The 15,460-nt window shown below is 41.3% G+C and carries 17 protein-coding genes; 9 read left to right on the top strand and 8 right to left on the bottom strand.

The genetic code is table 11. The features are described from left to right. Nucleotides 1-139 precede the first annotated feature (139 nt). The 4 genes from rodA to MAE_RS10520 all read left to right on the top strand — a co-directional run bounded on the left by rodA (nucleotide 140) and on the right by MAE_RS10520 (nucleotide 4,514). Nucleotides 140-1,420 (top strand): rod shape-determining protein RodA, encoded by a 1,281-nt coding sequence (gene rodA, locus MAE_RS10530; protein WP_012265558.1) that lies wholly within the window; start codon nucleotides 140-142, stop codon nucleotides 1,418-1,420. 654 nt (nucleotides 1,421-2,074) lie between these two features. After that, complete coding sequence (locus tag MAE_RS29285; RefSeq protein ID WP_012265555.1) at nucleotides 2,075-2,227, top strand: microviridin/marinostatin family tricyclic proteinase inhibitor; 153 nt, start codon at nucleotides 2,075-2,077, stop codon at nucleotides 2,225-2,227. 278 nt (nucleotides 2,228-2,505) lie between these two features. After that, complete coding sequence (locus MAE_RS10525; protein WP_012265554.1) at nucleotides 2,506-3,486, top strand: MvdC family ATP-grasp ribosomal peptide maturase; 981 nt, start codon at nucleotides 2,506-2,508, stop codon at nucleotides 3,484-3,486. A gap of 53 nt (nucleotides 3,487-3,539) precedes the next feature. After that, on the top strand, nucleotides 3,540-4,514 hold the full coding sequence (locus MAE_RS10520) for an MvdD family ATP-grasp ribosomal peptide maturase (RefSeq protein WP_012265553.1): 975 nt from the start codon (nucleotides 3,540-3,542) through the stop codon (nucleotides 4,512-4,514). Between the two features lie 263 nt (nucleotides 4,515-4,777). Here the strand turns inward: MAE_RS10520 and MAE_RS10515 are convergent, their stop codons facing one another. From MAE_RS10515 to MAE_RS10500, 4 genes are all read right to left on the bottom strand, one after another. Continuing rightward, nucleotides 4,778-5,311 (bottom strand): GNAT family N-acetyltransferase, encoded by a 534-nt coding sequence (locus MAE_RS10515; protein ID WP_012265552.1) that lies wholly within the window; start codon nucleotides 5,309-5,311, stop codon nucleotides 4,778-4,780. Nucleotides 5,312-5,457: 146 nt separating this feature from the next. Continuing rightward, on the bottom strand, nucleotides 5,458-7,521 hold the full coding sequence (locus MAE_RS10510) for an ABC transporter ATP-binding protein/permease (RefSeq protein ID WP_012265551.1): 2,064 nt from the start codon (nucleotides 7,519-7,521) through the stop codon (nucleotides 5,458-5,460). Between the two features lie 233 nt (nucleotides 7,522-7,754). Continuing rightward, entirely contained in the window at nucleotides 7,755-8,009 is a 255-nt protein-coding gene (locus tag MAE_RS10505; protein ID WP_002740468.1) for a DUF7219 family protein, read from the bottom strand. 98 nt (nucleotides 8,010-8,107) lie between these two features. Next, nucleotides 8,108-9,052, bottom strand: coding sequence for an NAD(P)/FAD-dependent oxidoreductase (locus MAE_RS10500; RefSeq protein WP_002796714.1), 945 nt, complete (start codon nucleotides 9,050-9,052; stop codon nucleotides 8,108-8,110). 97 nt (nucleotides 9,053-9,149) lie between these two features. Between MAE_RS10500 and MAE_RS10495 the strand changes: the two genes are divergently transcribed. The 4 genes from MAE_RS10495 (at nucleotide 9,150) to MAE_RS29275 (ending at nucleotide 12,501) form a co-directional block, all read left to right on the top strand. Continuing rightward, complete coding sequence (locus tag MAE_RS10495) at nucleotides 9,150-9,977, top strand: YaaW family protein (protein WP_002796715.1); 828 nt, start codon at nucleotides 9,150-9,152, stop codon at nucleotides 9,975-9,977. A 1-nt stretch (nucleotide 9,978) separates the two neighbouring features. Continuing rightward, nucleotides 9,979-11,253 carry an O-antigen ligase family protein gene (locus tag MAE_RS10490; RefSeq protein WP_012265549.1) on the top strand — a complete coding sequence of 425 codons (1,275 nt, stop codon included), beginning with the start codon at nucleotides 9,979-9,981 and terminating at the stop codon, nucleotides 11,251-11,253. 15 nt (nucleotides 11,254-11,268) lie between these two features. Then, a complete protein-coding gene (locus MAE_RS32015) occupies nucleotides 11,269-11,484 on the top strand; it encodes a hypothetical protein (RefSeq protein WP_158303508.1) in 216 nt (71 codons plus the stop codon). Nucleotides 11,485-11,652: 168 nt separating this feature from the next. Further along, entirely contained in the window at nucleotides 11,653-12,501 is an 849-nt protein-coding gene (locus MAE_RS29275; protein WP_012264307.1) for an IS630-like element ISMae21 family transposase, read from the top strand. A gap of 23 nt (nucleotides 12,502-12,524) precedes the next feature. Here MAE_RS29275 and MAE_RS10475 read toward each other — a convergent pair whose 3' ends face one another. Both MAE_RS10475 and MAE_RS10470 read right to left on the bottom strand, forming a co-directional pair. Further along, nucleotides 12,525-13,409, bottom strand: coding sequence for an AEC family transporter (locus tag MAE_RS10475; RefSeq protein WP_012265547.1), 885 nt, complete (start codon nucleotides 13,407-13,409; stop codon nucleotides 12,525-12,527). 49 nt (nucleotides 13,410-13,458) lie between these two features. Next, nucleotides 13,459-14,058 carry a Uma2 family endonuclease gene (locus MAE_RS10470; RefSeq protein ID WP_012265546.1) on the bottom strand — a complete coding sequence of 200 codons (600 nt, stop codon included), beginning with the start codon at nucleotides 14,056-14,058 and terminating at the stop codon, nucleotides 13,459-13,461. Here MAE_RS10470 and MAE_RS10465 point away from each other — a divergent pair. Further along, nucleotides 14,038-14,235: a hypothetical protein gene (locus MAE_RS10465; RefSeq protein WP_002783098.1), complete on the top strand. Its 198-nt coding sequence runs from the start codon at nucleotides 14,038-14,040 to the stop codon at nucleotides 14,233-14,235. The two genes, MAE_RS10470 and MAE_RS10465, sit on opposite strands and share 21 nt — an antisense overlap. On the opposite strand, the gene MAE_RS10460 is transcribed toward MAE_RS10465, so the two are convergent. Together MAE_RS10460 and MAE_RS10455 are read right to left on the bottom strand one after the other, a co-directional pair. Next, a complete protein-coding gene (locus MAE_RS10460) occupies nucleotides 14,220-14,480 on the bottom strand; it encodes a hypothetical protein (protein WP_231859762.1) in 261 nt (86 codons plus the stop codon). The two genes, MAE_RS10465 and MAE_RS10460, sit on opposite strands and share 16 nt — an antisense overlap. Nucleotides 14,481-14,495: 15 nt before the next feature. Next, nucleotides 14,496-15,359, bottom strand: coding sequence for a formylglycine-generating enzyme family protein (locus MAE_RS10455; RefSeq protein WP_012265544.1), 864 nt, complete (start codon nucleotides 15,357-15,359; stop codon nucleotides 14,496-14,498). Nucleotides 15,360-15,460: the final 101 nt, after the last annotated feature.

The following is a 15,460-nucleotide window of genomic DNA, read 5'->3' as shown; positions in this document are numbered from 1 at the left end:
GAAAAAGTCCCTAAATTTTCCCCCCGATCACTCCAATGGCCGGTACTTTTGGATTTCAAAAAGGTCTAAAAGTATTATCGAACAATGTTTTTAGATTTATTGAGCAAACCCTAGTTAGTTAGTAAATTTGGGGAGAGAAATGGTGAGAAGACAGTCCCTTATTAGTAGGAAACTAAGCGGTTTTAATGAGCGGTTTAGCTTCATTTTCCGGGATATAGCCCAAATTGATTGGCTTTTGTTCGTTTTGGTGACGGGTTTAACCGTTTTCGGTGGTTTAATGATTCGTAGTGCCGAAAGACATACCACTGCTCTCGACTGGTGGCAACACTGGTTATTCGGGGCCGGGGGAGTGGCGATCGCTTTATTTCTGGCCCGTTGTCGTTACGAAAGTCTGCTGAAATGGCACTGGTTAACCTATCTTCTCACCAATCTCTCCCTAATTGCAGTAATTGTCCTGGGGGTGACGGCGAATGGGGCGCAAAGTTGGATTAATATCGGCAGTTTTAACGTGCAACCGTCGGAATTTGCCAAGGTAGGTTTAATTATCACCCTAGCAGCCCTCCTACATCATCGTCCCGCCGATAATCTTTTTGCGATCGCTCGTGTCTTTGTCGTCACTGCCATCCCCTGGGTGTTAATTATGGCGCAGCCGGACCTGGGGACGGGATTAGTCTTTGGGGCAATTACCCTAGGCATGATTTACTGGGCTAATGCGAAACTGCCTTGGATGATTATCCTCTTATCTCCCCTCGCATCGGTTTTTCTGTTTAATTTACTTTTTCCTGCTTGGATTGTTTTAGCAATTATCATCGCTGTGCTTGCTTGGTTTACCCTTCCCTACCGTTTTTTATCTACTTTCATCGTGGTGGCAACTAATCTGGCAGTGGGTAAATTAGGCGAGGTTTTTTGGGGTTTATTAAAAGAATATCAAAAAGATCGTTTAACCCTATTTCTTGACCCAGAAAAGAATCCTTTGGGGGGAGGTTATCAATTAATTCAATCCCGCATTGCCATCGGATCGGGAGAATTATTGGGACGGGGATTACACCAAGGCACCCAAACCCAATTAAATTTTATTCCCGAACAACACACCGATTTTATCTTCTCCGTAGTCGGGGAAGAATTCGGTTTTGTCGGCAGTATTCTAGTTTTAATAGCTTTCTGGTTAGTTTGTTGGCGTTTGTTAGTCATTGCTAATACTGCTAAAGAAAACTTTGGTTCTTTAATAGCGATCGGTGTTCTCTCGATGATCGCTTTTCAGGCAATTCTTAATATTAGCATGACCGTGGGATTAGCCCCGATTACAGGGATTCCTTTACCCTGGTTAAGTTATGGACGTTCATCTTTATTAACCAATTTTATTGCCTTGGGTTTAGTGGAATCCGTGGCTAATTATCGCCCCCGTAAGCGTTTGTACTAAGTAGTTGTACAGCTATCAGTTATCAGTTATCAGATTTGAGTTTTAAGTGTGGAGTATTAAATAGAAGTTTCCTACTGTATTTTTACTGATTACTGTTTACTGATTACTGTTTACTGATCACGGCAAAAAGCTGACGGCTTAGATGTATAATTAATTTTGCTTAGGTAATTAATATTTGAGCAGATTTAGTAGAGTGGGAAACCCACTTTCCGCACTTCTTAACATTCAATTAATAATTTTTACCAATATATTGCTTACAATCCTTGTCCAGTAAGGATTATAGCTACAATCATTGATTTTGATCAAGGTGAAGAATTGTCAATTTTTTTCTCAGAAAAAATCAATTATTGAAAATGTTCTCAATAGTAGTTTCTACAATCAAGGTTTTTCGTTAAAACATCTTGGGGAATGTAAAAACATATACAAGTATATGAAGATGTGCTGAATGTCGGATTTAGCAGAAATTGTTCTTAAGTGCTTGACATTGGCCGGATTAGTGCTTATGATGTTTTCCATCACCCAAACAAAGGCAAATTATTTGCACAATCCCAATTCTGAAAGCCATGCACAGCAAAGCTTTCAGGGGTTATTGCAGGTGGTTAGTTTTGTCTGAGTGATTAAACCTATTCACTCGAAATTACCAGAGGAATAACTATGGCATATCCCAACGATCAACAAGGTAAAGCACTTCCTTTCTTTGCTCGTTTCTTGTCCGTAAGCAAAGAGGAATCTTCCATCAAGTCTCCTTCCCCTGAGCCTACCTACGGGGGCACCTTTAAATACCCTTCTGACTGGGAAGATTATTAAACTCAGATCACTTGAGTAATTGCAGCACTTTTCTTGATTACACCGTACAGACAAAAAGCTAAAAGCTCCACTAAGCAAGGCTCGCAGCCAAAAAAACTGCACGTTGAGATCCTGAGAAGTGCTGTAAAGTAACTTTAGTAATTACTCAAGAAAAAAACAAATACTGCAATTAGTTAAGCAAAAGCAGCAATTTTTTCCGCCTTTTATTGAGATTCTTCTCGATAAATATCCGCCCAAAAGCCTTAAAATGGGTTAAAATATAGGGATTTGCAATTGACATGAAAGAATCGCCTAAAGTTGTTTTATTGTTGACCCATAGCGGCGATTTTTTCACGATTGACCGCGTGGCTGAGGCGATAGAAAAAAAAGGAGCCACACCTTTTCGCTTAGATACCGATAAATTTCCCTTAGAGGTTCAATTAGCAGCCCAATTTAATGGGAAAAAAAGTTTTTATCAATTAACCTATAACCATCAATCTATTGATAGTGAACAGGTGCAATCTGTTTGGACAAGACGTATTTGGCAACCTGAAATAACAGCGGATTTAGATCCTCAGTTTCGGGAGGCTTGTGTGCGAGAATCCCAGACGACTTTGGCTAGTTTTTGGGATAGTTTAAGGTCAGCGCGTTGGTTAGATAATTTAGCGCAAATTGAGAGGGCTAAAAATAAGTTATTACAACTTCGTTTGGCCTCAGAAGTTGGCTTGATTATCCCCCCCACTTTAGTTACCAATAATCCTGATGCTGCCCGGGAGTTTTTTTCCCAGGTTCAGGGAAGAATGGTGAGTAAATTGTTAACTGCGATCGCCAGAAGTATGGAGTCGCCGGAATTTTTTCTTTATACCAGTAGGGTGAAAGCAGAAGACCTTGAGGAAGCGGAATCTTTACGCTATTGTCCTATGGTTTTTCAAGCGGAAATTCCCAAACAATTAGAATTGAGAGTTGTCGTGGTTAATGGACAGACATTTGTGGGAGCTTTAGAATCTTCTCAGTATAATAATTCTGCCGTAGATTGGCGAAGACCGGGTATTGATCCGGGTGCTTGGCAACATCATACTTTACCTGATTCACTATTGCAGCAACTTCAGATTTTTATGGCTAATTTAGGGTTGAATTTTGGGGCGTTTGATTTTATCTTAACTCCTGGGGGAGAATACGTTTTTTTAGAAGTTAATCCGGGTGGTGAGTGGGGAATGTTAGAACGGGATTTAGATTTACCTATTTCTAATGCGATCGCTGATTTTTTAGTCTTCGGTTGATCGGCAAAGCTGGCGCTCAAAAAATTGTTAATATTAAGTTTTCAAGGAAATCTATGACCGTTTTAATTGTTACTTTTAGCCACGATAATGAAAGTATTCCTCTGGTAATCAAAGCCATAGAAGCCATGGGTAAAAAAGCCTTCCGTTTTGATACTGATCGCTTCCCTACAGAGGTGAAAGTTGATCTTTACTCAGGCGGTCAAAAAGGCGGAATTATTACCGATGGAGAACAAAAATTAGAGCTAAAAGAAGTTTCTTCTGTCTGGTATCGACGCATGAGATACGGACTAAAATTACCCGATGGGATGGATAGTCAATTTCGCGAAGCTTCTCTTAAGGAATGTCGGTTAAGTATTCGAGGAATGATTGCTAGTTTATCTGGCTTTCATCTTGATCCAATTGCTAAGGTAGATCATGCCAATCATAAACAATTGCAGTTACAAGTGGCGCAACAATTAGGTTTATTAATTCCGGGGACTTTAACTTCTAATAATCCTGAAGCTGTCAAGCAATTTGCTCAGGAGTTTGAAGCGACGGGAATTGTGACTAAAATGCTTTCTCAATTTGCTATTTATGGAGACAAGCAAGAGGAAATGGTTGTTTTTACCAGTCCTGTTACAAAGGAAGACCTAGATAATTTGGAAGGTTTGCAATTTTGTCCAATGACTTTTCAGGAAAACATTCCTAAAGCTTTGGAATTACGCATCACTATCGTCGGTGAACAAATATTTACGGCGGCGATTAATTCCCAACAATTAGACGGTGCTATCTACGATTGGCGAAAAGAGGGAAGAGCGCTCCATCAACAATGGCAACCCTACGATTTACCGAAAACTATTGAAAAACAACTACTAGAATTAGTGAAATATTTCGGTCTTAATTATGGTGCAATTGATATGATTGTCACACCAGATGAACGTTATATCTTTTTAGAAATTAATCCCGTTGGCGAGTTTTTCTGGCTAGAACTTTATCCTCCTTATTTTCCTATCTCCCAGGCGATCGCTGAAATCCTAGTTAACTCATAAACCAACAAATACAGAGCCAGAGTATTTTATCGCATCGACGAGGCTCTGACTCCAGATTTCCCCCCCGACTACTGACTTGAAAGAGGGTGTAGGGTGTGGGGTGTGGGGTGTAGGGAAAATTTTTCAGACTTCCCCCTCTCAGGAGAACTAGAGAATCAGGTTTTTGCTGGGTAAGTTGATTAACACTGATAACTGATAACTGATAACTGATAACTGATAACTGATAACTGATAACTGACTCCTAACCCCACCAACAAACTTTTTCAGCAAACCCTACTTAATTTCCAGACCAAGACTTTCTCTCGTGCTTCTATCAGATCCATGCCTATTTTTTCTAAAACTCGCTTTGAAGCTATATTATCGGGAGCGCAGCCAGCGGTCACTGTTTGCATACCAGGTTGAGAAAGTGTCCAGTCCATCATTGCTTTTGTCGCCTCAGATGCGTAGCCTTGTCGTCGATATAACGGCGCTACTTGATAGCCAATTTCTACAGCATCTGTGGGTAAACCTGTGACATCAGGAATAATTTTGATCATCACATGACCAATAAGGGTATTTTCTGTTTGATGAATAATTAAACTCCCCCACCCCCACTCATTTTGTAAGGGGAATTGCAGCAAAATATTCGCAATATCAGGGAAAGCTTGAATCAACTCTTGTTCGGCCCAGTCAGCTGCAACTTTTACCCCCAAAATTGTTGCTAATTCATCGATACCTATAATTGCGGCCTTGAGAAGTTCAAGCTTGAAGGGGACTAAATATAATCGTTCCGTCACCAGTTTTTCCAGTGCTTTCATGTGATAAAACTCCTATACCAGTTATCAGTTATCAGTTAGTAGCTTGTTAATCAACTTACCCAGCAAAAACCTGATTCTCTAGTTCTCCTGAGAGGGGGAAGTCTGAATACTCTGTCTCACTTTCAATCTGTTTGTCACCCCATTAGCTATATTCTCACCCATTTTAAGGTTTTTGGGTCTTTATCGTAACGATAATTAAAACCATCTTTGGCAGTAATGATTTTACCTAAACTGGCTCGATTACGAACGCTACTTAAAGAATAATCAGTTAGGGACTGCATTTGTTGATGGGACAAACCTTCGGCTATTTCAGAAACTCCTGCAATTTCCGCATCATGCTCAGTTTTAACCTCAGACAAAGTCTCTATTTTTACCGCCGAAAAATTTTCTGATTTTTTTGACATCATCACTAGGTTATTCACTTTTTTGCGCTGATAATCTTCTACAGTTGACAGCTGCCAATGGGAATTTTCTGTTAACTCTAAGACCCATCGATGATAATTAAATAAACTTTCCCGATGACCAACACTAATAAAAGTGGTTTCACTTTCCTGTAATTGCTGATATAAGCTGGCTTCATTGGCCAAATCTAAAGCGCTAGTTGCTTCATCTAAGATAGTAAAGGTAGGTTTAGTGATTAATAGTCGAGCAAAAGCTAATCTTTGTTGTTCTCCCAGAGATAAAATTTGTTCCCAGTTGACTTCTTTATCTAAGCTATTTTTGTCAGTTAATAAATGTTGCAGGTTGACTTTTTTTAAGATATTTTCTAATTCTTCATCGCTCACCTGATCATTGGTATGGGGATAAAGTAATTGCTGGCGTAAACTGCCAAGGATAATATAAGGACGTTGGGGCAAAAATAACATTTTAGCTAAAGGAGGACGCACTAAACGGCCGCTACCTGCTTTCCATAAACCGGCGATTGCTCGTAACAAGGAACTTTTTCCTCGACCACTGGGGCCAATAATCAGTAGGCTTTCTCCCAAAGGGACAGAAACCGATAAATTCTCCACAATTACCTTTTCATAATCGGGAGTTTGTAGGGTAAAATTTTCAAAAGCTAGACGATTATCTTCCAGGGTGATAATACGACTTAAGTTTTTCGGCTCTTCACTGGCAACTTTTAAGGCATCTGTCAAGGTAGCTAACCGTTCAATATAACTTGAAACTTTACCCGATGTTCCCCATTCAGTAATTAATTGTCCCAAGGCATTAGAAAAAAGGAAACAGCATAAACTCGCTTGACTTATTTCCCCATAATCGATTTCATTTTTAATAAACATCGGGGTCAAAATAAACATTGAAAATACACTAATCGCTGACTGATAACCTCGATTAAAAAGATTATTAAACCGTTCCCAATTTATCAGTTTTTCCGAGCTTTGAATAACCCGTTCAAAACGGCCTTCAATGATTTTTTCTTCCTGCTCTTCTCCCTGAAAAAAAGCAATGGATTCGGCGTGGTTACGCACATGGGTTAAAGCATAATTATAATCAGCTTTATTATTAAGCTCAGATTGATTAATCTTGTTTAATTCTTGAGTTAGATAAATTGCTATGAAATTTCCTGCGATCGTATAAATTATTAGATAAACCGCAATTTGCCGAGAAATTGTCCAAAGAATAATCGCAAAAGTAATCATTTGTAACCCTTTTTCCACGAAGGTAATTAACAACCTTAGGGTCATGGTCGTAATTGGTTCAATTTCTTGAGATAATCTTTGATCGGGATTTTTTAAAGCTGAGGTAAAATCAATGTTATAATAAGCGCGATAATTGAGATATTTTTTGACGGTTTGTTTCGTTAACCACTTATACCAATCTAAGGCTACTTTGCGACGAATAAATTGAGAAAAAGCAAATAACCCCGTTGTTAATATAATCAACAAACTGGATAACCACAGCGTATTTAGATATTTAGAAAGATCTCTATCTTCAATAATAATGTCGAGTACATAACGATTCCAGTAGCTACTAAAAGCTTCTACCCCCACCGTTGCCAAGATACTTAAAAGAATCAAAGCTGACATCCCCCAAGAAATGATCACATCTCCAAAGGCACGTCCATTTAACTCCGTTGGATACCAATAGGGTTGAGCGACAATTTTTAGGCTTTCCCAAAATTGACCAAATAGTGAAAAGGGATTCTTGGCGGACTGGTCGGACACAACAGGGTTTTCCGTTGCTTGTTTAGTAGTATATTGAGGCATCTAGATCCAATTGGCAGTTCTTTTACTGTTCTCTTGACAACTCGCTATCATATTGTAGCGGCAGAATTACCCGCTTTTGTCTTTTGATAACATTTTTATCTAGAAGATGAAAGCCAGCTATGGCCAGAAAGCTCTGACATAACTAAGAACTACTTGACCCACTTTTGTCAATGTGGCACTTTAGATACTGATTACTGTTTACTGTTTACTGATCACTGAAAAACCCCCATCTCTCAATCTCCGTGATCCTCAAAATGATTAGCTAGTAGGAATTTTTGACTGGTATTCAACTCTTGCCAAAGCTGGTTAATTTTCTCGTAAGCTTCCGTGGAGGTAAGCTTTCCCCCACTGTGTAAACCAGCGATAAAAGAGACTCTCAGGGCGAATTCCTGCAAATTAGCGTTAAAAACTAAATTTTGTGGCGTGAATAAACCCCTGTAGCTGGTTTTAGGGTAGAGAAAGTTATCTTTAGAATTGAATTTTTCCATTGTTACCGACCCCCCAGTATAGGATATCTACATTATTATATATTTAAACTTTTGTTAACTTAAGCTTAACCTAAGAATTTAAACCTGTCTCTAGATTCTTAAGAGAGTAGCTGCTGAACTTGATTAGCCGCCGCTATCCCAGAAGTTAAGGCCGTTTCTAGGGAAGAATTTCTCGACAAATCTCCCCCTTGACACCAATCACCACAGGCAACTAGAGGTAAAGGACTATTAACACTTAAACAGGGTACAGCTAAACCCTGACGGACTAAAGCATAACGCCAACGGTGAATCCAGGACCAATCGGGGAGAGGCAAAGAAGCACGAGCGAGCAAATCTAGCTTAACTGCTTCTAAATCCTCGCTATCGAGATATTTAACCGCAAAATCTCCACTACTATGCACAACAAAGACATAATCAGGGGATGATTGCCGTTTACTGCTATCAAGTCCTAACCAAGCGATATCGGTGGAGGGAGCAACTGCGGGTAAAGAATCGCCATAACCCGCCATTACCGTTAAACAGGGATCGTAAACGATCGATCGCAATTCTGGCATAGTAGTTATGAGAGAGTTTTCTAACAATAACGCTGCTTGCGGGGCGGGAATAGCCAGGACAATCGCCGAAAACTCTCCCCGAATTTGACCGTTATTGTTTAAAACCCATTTTTCTTGACGATTTTCCAGACGAGTAACCAGAAAATCTCGTTCAATTTCTAAACCTTTAGCTAAAAATTTCGCCACGCTATTGATGCCAGAAGGAGCAACATAGCTAGAATCAAACCAAGAAGTAACTAGATTCTCTCTCAGGAGATTATCAATTAAAGCCGCCGTTTTTTCGCCCTGAATAGTCAAAAAAGGCAAACCATGATCCACAGCAATCACTTGATTGACTCGGTTAACCCGTCGTGTGGCTAAACGACCACCAATGCCTCTAGACTTATCAAATAGCTTAACAGTATAACCTCGATCGCACAACTGACGAGCGCAGGTTAACCCGGCTAAACCCGCACCAATGATCCCAACCTTAATCGAAAAATTTGTCACTAGCCTTCCTAATCCTGTGAACCCTTGAGTTAATATTAGTAGTAATCAGCACTAGCGAAACTAAGTTGATTATTGGGGCTGAGGAGGACAAACCACATTGGACGAATTACGCACAGCTTTGGAGTTAGCCACCGAGGAGGAACTACAGCAAATCACTAACATCCTCTTTTGCCGTCGTTTTAACCCTCTCGATTATCTACGAGCGCCGGACGCAATCGCCGTTCAAAGTCAAGATTGGGATAGTTGGTTAGATAGCGTCGAGGATCGTTTTCGTTACTTGGCTGCCGATGGTGTGACAGTATTAAAAGGTCAAACCGAAAAAGTTAGTTATCGTCAAATTCTCGTCCGTGTCTGTCATTTCCTCAAGGTTCCCTACTCCCAAAAAATGCCGACAACGGAAATTGAAGCGGAAATCTATCTTCATCTGGTTAACAAAGCTTGGAAACGTCTCCCCCCATCGGAACAAAAATCCCTCTCGATTCAAATTCAAAAAGCGCTCGCGGATTCCCACACTCCCCAACCCTTACCCGTTCACCTACAACACAATCCCCTCGATATAGTCCTCAAAGGCGGCAGCGTCATCGCCGTTAATTCTATCCTGAAACCGATTCTGCTCAAACATATCGCCGGGCAGTTCGCTCTCCATTTTGTCCGCTATCAAGGGGCAAAAACTGCCCTAGTCCAGGGTGGGGCAATTGCTAATCAAATCGCCCTACAAACGGCTAAACAGGGCATGACTACGGCGGCGGCCCGCTACGGAGCGGTCAGAACCGTGTTAAGTTTGGTAGGACCGGCTCTATGGGGTTGGTTTATTGCTGACCTCGGTTGGAAAGCGATCGCCACCGATTACGGCCGGATTATCCCGACTATTTTTGCCATCGCCCAAATTCGTCTGACCCGTGACGATTGTTGGCAGCCTGCATAGCATGAAAAAAATTTTTTGTCAAGGGTGGGAGTGGAATTTAATACTTTTTTCAGTTTTTATTGCCATGATGCTGCCGGAGTTAGCGGGTATCGGCATTATTATCGTCTTAATTAGGGTTTTTACCGGCAATTTTCGGGCAATTATCCGGTCACGTCTTAATCAAGGTCTCGGTATCGTCACTCTTTGGTTGATGATTAGTGCCAGTCTTTCCCCAACTCCGGGGGATGCTTGGATTGGTTTAGGAAATTTCCTGCCTTTTTTCTTCTTTTTTAGCAATATTCGGCAATTAATTAAAAAACCCTCTCAATTGCGTCAACTAGCTTGGGTGATGGTTATTCCGTCGGTTTGGGTAGTGGTGATGGGATGGGGACAAATTTTTCTCGGTTGGCAAAAACCGGAAGCATTAAAAGGGATTTTTACCTGGCCCTACGGGGCGGGGGGTGAACCGAGCGGGCGGATGTCTTCGGTTTTTATGTATGCTAATCTTTTGGGGGCTTATTTATTAATAACTCTGATTTTAGCGATCGGTTTATTAATTCTAACTTTGCGGCAGTGGCACAGACAAAGAAATACCCTTTTAAATCTCAAAGTCGGGTTTTTAACTTTAACCATATTGATCGACGGTGTAGGGCTATTTTTAAGCAATTCTCGCAATGCTTGGGCCTTAGCCTTTTTAGGAGGCCTAATTTTCGCCCTTTATCTGGGTTGGAATGCCTTAGTCGCCGGTTTTATCCTCTTGGGGGGGGTGATTTCCCTCGCTTCTTGGGGACCAAATCCTTTAAGGGATAGTGTGCGTTTTTTGGTTCCTAGGACGATTTGGGCGCGATTATCCGATGAAATGTTCCCTGATCGCCCTCTAGCGACTCTCAGATCAACTCAATGGCGTTTTACTCTCGAAATGACCCAAGAAAGACCCCTATTCGGTTGGGGATTACGCAGTTTTACACCTCTCTACGAAAAAAGTCAGGGATTATGGTTAGGTCATCCCCATAATTTATATTTGATGTTAATGGCAGAAACGGGAATTATTGGCTTAATTTTATTGTCCGCTTGGGTGGGTTGGATTTATGCCCAAGGGGTGCGTTTATTAATCTTTTTACGACAACAAAAAGCCGGGGGGGAGTTAATTATCTTTACCTATCTGGTAGCTTTTGGCGCTTGTGTTTTATTTAATCTCGTCGATGTCACCCTCTCCGATGTCAAGATTAATACTATTGTTTGGTTTCTCTTGGCTGCTATTGCCGGGGTGAGTCAAAGGTTAAATTATGAATTATGAATTGGGAAGTGGGAAGTGGGAAGTGGGAAGTGGGGAAGTGGGGTGTGGGGTGTGGGGTGTGGGGTGTGGGGTGTGGGGTGTGGGAATTGGGGAAGTGGGGTGTGGGGTGTGGGGTGTGGGGTGTGGGAATTGGGGAAGTGGGGAAGTGGGGTGTGGGGTGTGGGGTGTGGGGTGTGGGGTGTGGGGAGAATAAATAAAATAATCTCCTATCTCCTGACTCCTGACTCCTGACTCGGAGAATCCTGACTCCTGACGACCGACTCCTGACTCCTAACCCCACCAACAAACTTTTTGCCGCAAACCCTACTTATAAATAGACTTTTATAGTCATTTCAAATAAGTGTGAGACGAGGGAAAAATAAGGTAAAATCAAGAGAAACGAGCAACCCATACAGAAAAATGTCTTATAGCCTAGACTTGAGAAAAAAAGTAATCGATTATGTAGAGAATGGGGGAAGCATAACCAAAGCCGCCGCTCTATTTAATATAGGAAGAGCGACGATATATAGATGGCTAGGTAGGGAAAAACTGGAAGCAACAAAGGTAAAACACCGTCAGAGAAAGCTGGACTGGAAAGCACTGTCAAAAGATGTCCAAGAAAATCCCGAGGCAAGATTAAGAGACAGAGCCGAGAAATTTGGAGTGAGACCAAGTGCCATTTGCTATGCCTTAAAAAACATGAAAGTTACCAGAAAAAAGAAGGAACTTCGTTATAGAGAAAGAAACCGAGAAGAAAGAATGAAATACTACAGAGTGCTGAGAGAATTGATTAAAATATATGGAAGTGAAAGCCTTGTATTTATTGATGAGTCAGGGTTTGAAGAATTTCAAGCCTGTTTTTATGCTTGGTCAAAAAAAGGGAAGAAAGTCTTTGGAGATAGACAAGGAAAACGAGGAAAAAGAGAGAACCTTGTCGCTGGTAGAAGAAAGGGAAAAAAAGACTTTATTGCACCGATGGTATTTACGAGAAGCCTGAATGCCGAAGGTTTTGAAGGGTGGTTATCTTTATATTTGTTGCCCTCTCTAACCATAACATCAGTATTAATTATGGATAATGCACCAATTCATCGGAAGACAGTCATTAAACAACTGGTAGAGGAAGCAGGTCATCAGGTCGTGTTTTTGCCAAAATACTCTCCTGATTTAAATGATATCGAACATGATTTTAGTGCATTAAAGAGGGCAAGAATGTATGCTCCTGTGGGGACACCCCTTGATGAAATTATTCGTACTTATTGTGTCGCCTAGTGTCTCGTTCTTATTTGAAATAACTATAATAACCAAAGAAAGAAAGGAATAGTCAGAAAACTAGCAAGGGTAGTGACCACAACTGTGCGGGCCATTAAAGCTGCTGAACCACCGAATTCTGTGACTAAAATGACGGTATTAACGGCGGTGGGCATGGCACTTTGTAGGATAAGAATTTTTAGATCCATACCGGTTAATCCTAAACTATTGCCGATCGCAAATGCCAAAAGAGGAGCGACTAAAAGACGCAAACCAGCCCCTAATAATTCTAATTTACCGATCGCTAATTTTTGCTGAGATAATTGGATACCTAGGATAATTAAAGCCAAAGGAATTGCCGATTGTCCTAGATAGCTAATACTTTTATCTAATTGCAGGGGAAGATGAAAAGAGAAAGTTTGAAAGCTAATGCCGATAAAAATTGACCAGATTAAGGGCAATTGAAAAACCAGGCGAAATCCTGAAAGAAAGCTTTTTCCTCGCAAATAAGCGGGACTAATACCAAATAACAGAATACTAGAACCAATCATATAGATTATCGCTCTTTCCAGTCCAGCCGCACCCAGGGCAAAACTAGCCACCGGTAAACCCATATTGCCGTTATTGGGCATCACAGCGGCAGCCATGAGGCTTTTGCGGGTATCACCATCGAGACTAAGACAATAGGCGATAATTTCGACGATAATCACCATTACCAGTGAAATAAGAGCAAAACCTAGGAGAATTAAACCGATATTGCTGCCGGATAAAGTGGTGCGATAGAGTCCATCAATCACTAAAGCGGGAGCAAGAATATACACCGTTATTTGGGAAAGGGAATGCACTTCCACAGTGAGAATTTTTCCTGCTATCACACCGATGAGGATGATAAAACCCACTGGAACAATAGCGGAGAGAATAGCAAGCATTAATCAAGTAAAAAGTAAATAGTACATAGAAAAAAACTTATCTGATTTTTTAACGGATTTCTGTTATATCTTCGTATAAAGATTCGATCGCACAGTGAAAATCGATACTAGCTAGATAAATATCTGCTCCTTTGCTGTAGGGATAAAGAACCCAGAATCCTTCGTCATTGCGACGAAAACAATCCACACTGATGCGTTCTTGACTGATAAGAACGTATTCTTCTAAAGTTTCAAGGGAACGATAGTCGGCAAATTTATCACCCCGATCTCGCTTCGCGAGCGCGTTGCGAGCAAAGGCAGCCGTAGTGGGGGATAATACTTCTACAATCAAGCGCGGATAACGGATAAAATCTTCCGAGAAAGACTGATTATCTCGCGAGTCGCAAGTGACCACAAGATCGGGATAAAAATAACTATTAGCTATTTCTAGACGAACTTTCATATCTGTGGCATAGACAAGACAACCACTACCCCGCAGCCGGTTTTTTAAAAGTGTGGCTAAGTTGATAATAATCATACCGTGGGCTTTACTTGCACCAGCCATGGCGTAGGTTTGACCGCGAATATATTCGTGTTTATCCTTGGCTATTCTCTCCGTTGCTAAATAATCTTCCGGGGAAAGATAGTTATGGTCAAAGTTAGCAATCATTTGGTTAAATCACCTTTATTGTCTCTAAAATCAATTCTAACTCTCGATCGAGGAGCGGTACATTTTAAAAATTTTTCTGACAAACACCTGCAAATTTTGCCAGTTGATCGGCAAATTATTGAGCTAATTGACCTGCTCGGACAATATCTAGTAAAAAAGCCTTATCCCGCCACATAAATCCCTTGCGCTGTCCCTAAAATCTCTCGTTGACGAATCCAATTATGACTCTGCTCGATCGATTTTTTCGTTAGCAAATCAACTTTCCGTCCCAATAAATTCTCTAATTCCCGTTTCATCCTCGAAAACTCCAGAAGTCCCCAAGAAACACTATCGGCTCTCTTGGGTTTGGTGGGTAAAATGTATTCTAAGATACATTCCTGCCAGTGAGCGACTGGAACGAACCACAAAGACACAAAGGACACAAAGATTGATCGGTTCTATAAAGGAGAATTATCGCTAACGACACGAAAACCGATATCGTAGAGTCCAGCAGTAGCCATAAATTTGACTCGGTAGGCCGAGCGACATTTGTTAGGGCCGTCATTCCAAGAACCGCCGCGTAAAACTCGTCTGTCCCTATCTTCTATTGTGGCTGCTTCGTAGTTATCGCGCCAGTAATCTGCACACCATTCCCTGACATTTCCGTGCAGATCGTAGAGTCCGAAAGGGTTAGCGACGGCAAACATTCCCACTGGTGTGGTTTCCCTGCGATCGCAACCTAGGCGACCTTCCCCATAACGACCAGAACTGCACACTTTGCCGCCATAATCCCAGTCCACCCCGGAATAGTTGGCTAAATCAGTGGAAATTGTCGGGCCGAAGTGAAAAGGGGTTGATGTTCCTCCCCGACAAGCGTATTCCCATTCTTTTTCTGCGGGTAAACGATAATTGAGTCCCGTGAGACGGGATAGGCGATCGCAAAATTCCACCGCTTCCCACCAGTTAATTTGTTCTACTGGGCGATCATAACCTTCAAAATGGGCCGGATAGGGATTAAGTTCAATATTTACCGGTTCTAATTTTGCCACCTCGCGCCATTGTCGTTGGGTAATTGGGTAGCGACTCAGACAAAAAGCCTGAATATTAACCGGAGATTGGGGACTTTGACTCAATTTCCAGCCTAACTCGCTTTTGGGCGCACCGATGAGGTATTGACCGCTAGGGATAGAAATCATTTCTAAAAAGGTTTTTTTGCTTAAAAAATATTTATAACCTCGATTAGTGACTTTTTCCCGTTTAATTTCCTCACCTTTGCCATTAACAGTGACCACTTCATCGGTAAAATCTAACCATTCTCCCATTCTGCACCCCTCTATCGGTTATCGGTTGATCGGGTTAAGCTGCGGGCCTAGAAAAATCCCAAAACCTACCAGTTTAAGAATAACAAGACTTCGATCGCTTA

This window comes from Microcystis aeruginosa NIES-843, from assembly GCF_000010625.1.
GTDB classification, from domain to species: domain Bacteria; phylum Cyanobacteriota; class Cyanobacteriia; order Cyanobacteriales; family Microcystaceae; genus Microcystis; species Microcystis aeruginosa.
Note: the sequence above shows the minus strand (reverse complement) of the source record. Positions and strands in the feature narration are given on the sequence as shown.

Bases quoted from the DNA above. Each gene is read 5' to 3' on its own strand.
- rodA (WP_012265558.1), top strand. From the start codon at position 140: ATGGTGAGAAGACAGTCCCTTATTAGTAGGAAACTAAGCGGTTTTAAT.
- MAE_RS29285 (WP_012265555.1), top strand. From the start codon at position 2,075: ATGGCATATCCCAACGATCAACAAGGTAAAGCACTTCCTTTCTTTGCT.
- MAE_RS10525 (WP_012265554.1), top strand. From the start codon at position 2,506: ATGAAAGAATCGCCTAAAGTTGTTTTATTGTTGACCCATAGCGGCGAT.
- MAE_RS10520 (WP_012265553.1), top strand. From the start codon at position 3,540: ATGACCGTTTTAATTGTTACTTTTAGCCACGATAATGAAAGTATTCCT.
- MAE_RS10515 (WP_012265552.1), bottom strand. From the start codon at position 5,311: ATGAAAGCACTGGAAAAACTGGTGACGGAACGATTATATTTAGTCCCC.
- MAE_RS10510 (WP_012265551.1), bottom strand. From the start codon at position 7,521: ATGCCTCAATATACTACTAAACAAGCAACGGAAAACCCTGTTGTGTCC.
- MAE_RS10505 (WP_002740468.1), bottom strand. From the start codon at position 8,009: ATGGAAAAATTCAATTCTAAAGATAACTTTCTCTACCCTAAAACCAGC.
- MAE_RS10490 (WP_012265549.1), top strand. From the start codon at position 9,979: ATGAAAAAAATTTTTTGTCAAGGGTGGGAGTGGAATTTAATACTTTTT.
- MAE_RS29275 (WP_012264307.1), top strand. From the start codon at position 11,653: ATGTCTTATAGCCTAGACTTGAGAAAAAAAGTAATCGATTATGTAGAG.
- MAE_RS10475 (WP_012265547.1), bottom strand. From the start codon at position 13,409: ATGCTTGCTATTCTCTCCGCTATTGTTCCAGTGGGTTTTATCATCCTC.
- MAE_RS10465 (WP_002783098.1), top strand. From the start codon at position 14,038: ATGGTCAAAGTTAGCAATCATTTGGTTAAATCACCTTTATTGTCTCTA.
- MAE_RS10470 (WP_012265546.1), bottom strand. From the start codon at position 14,058: ATGATTGCTAACTTTGACCATAACTATCTTTCCCCGGAAGATTATTTA.
- MAE_RS10455 (WP_012265544.1), bottom strand. From the start codon at position 15,359: ATGGGAGAATGGTTAGATTTTACCGATGAAGTGGTCACTGTTAATGGC.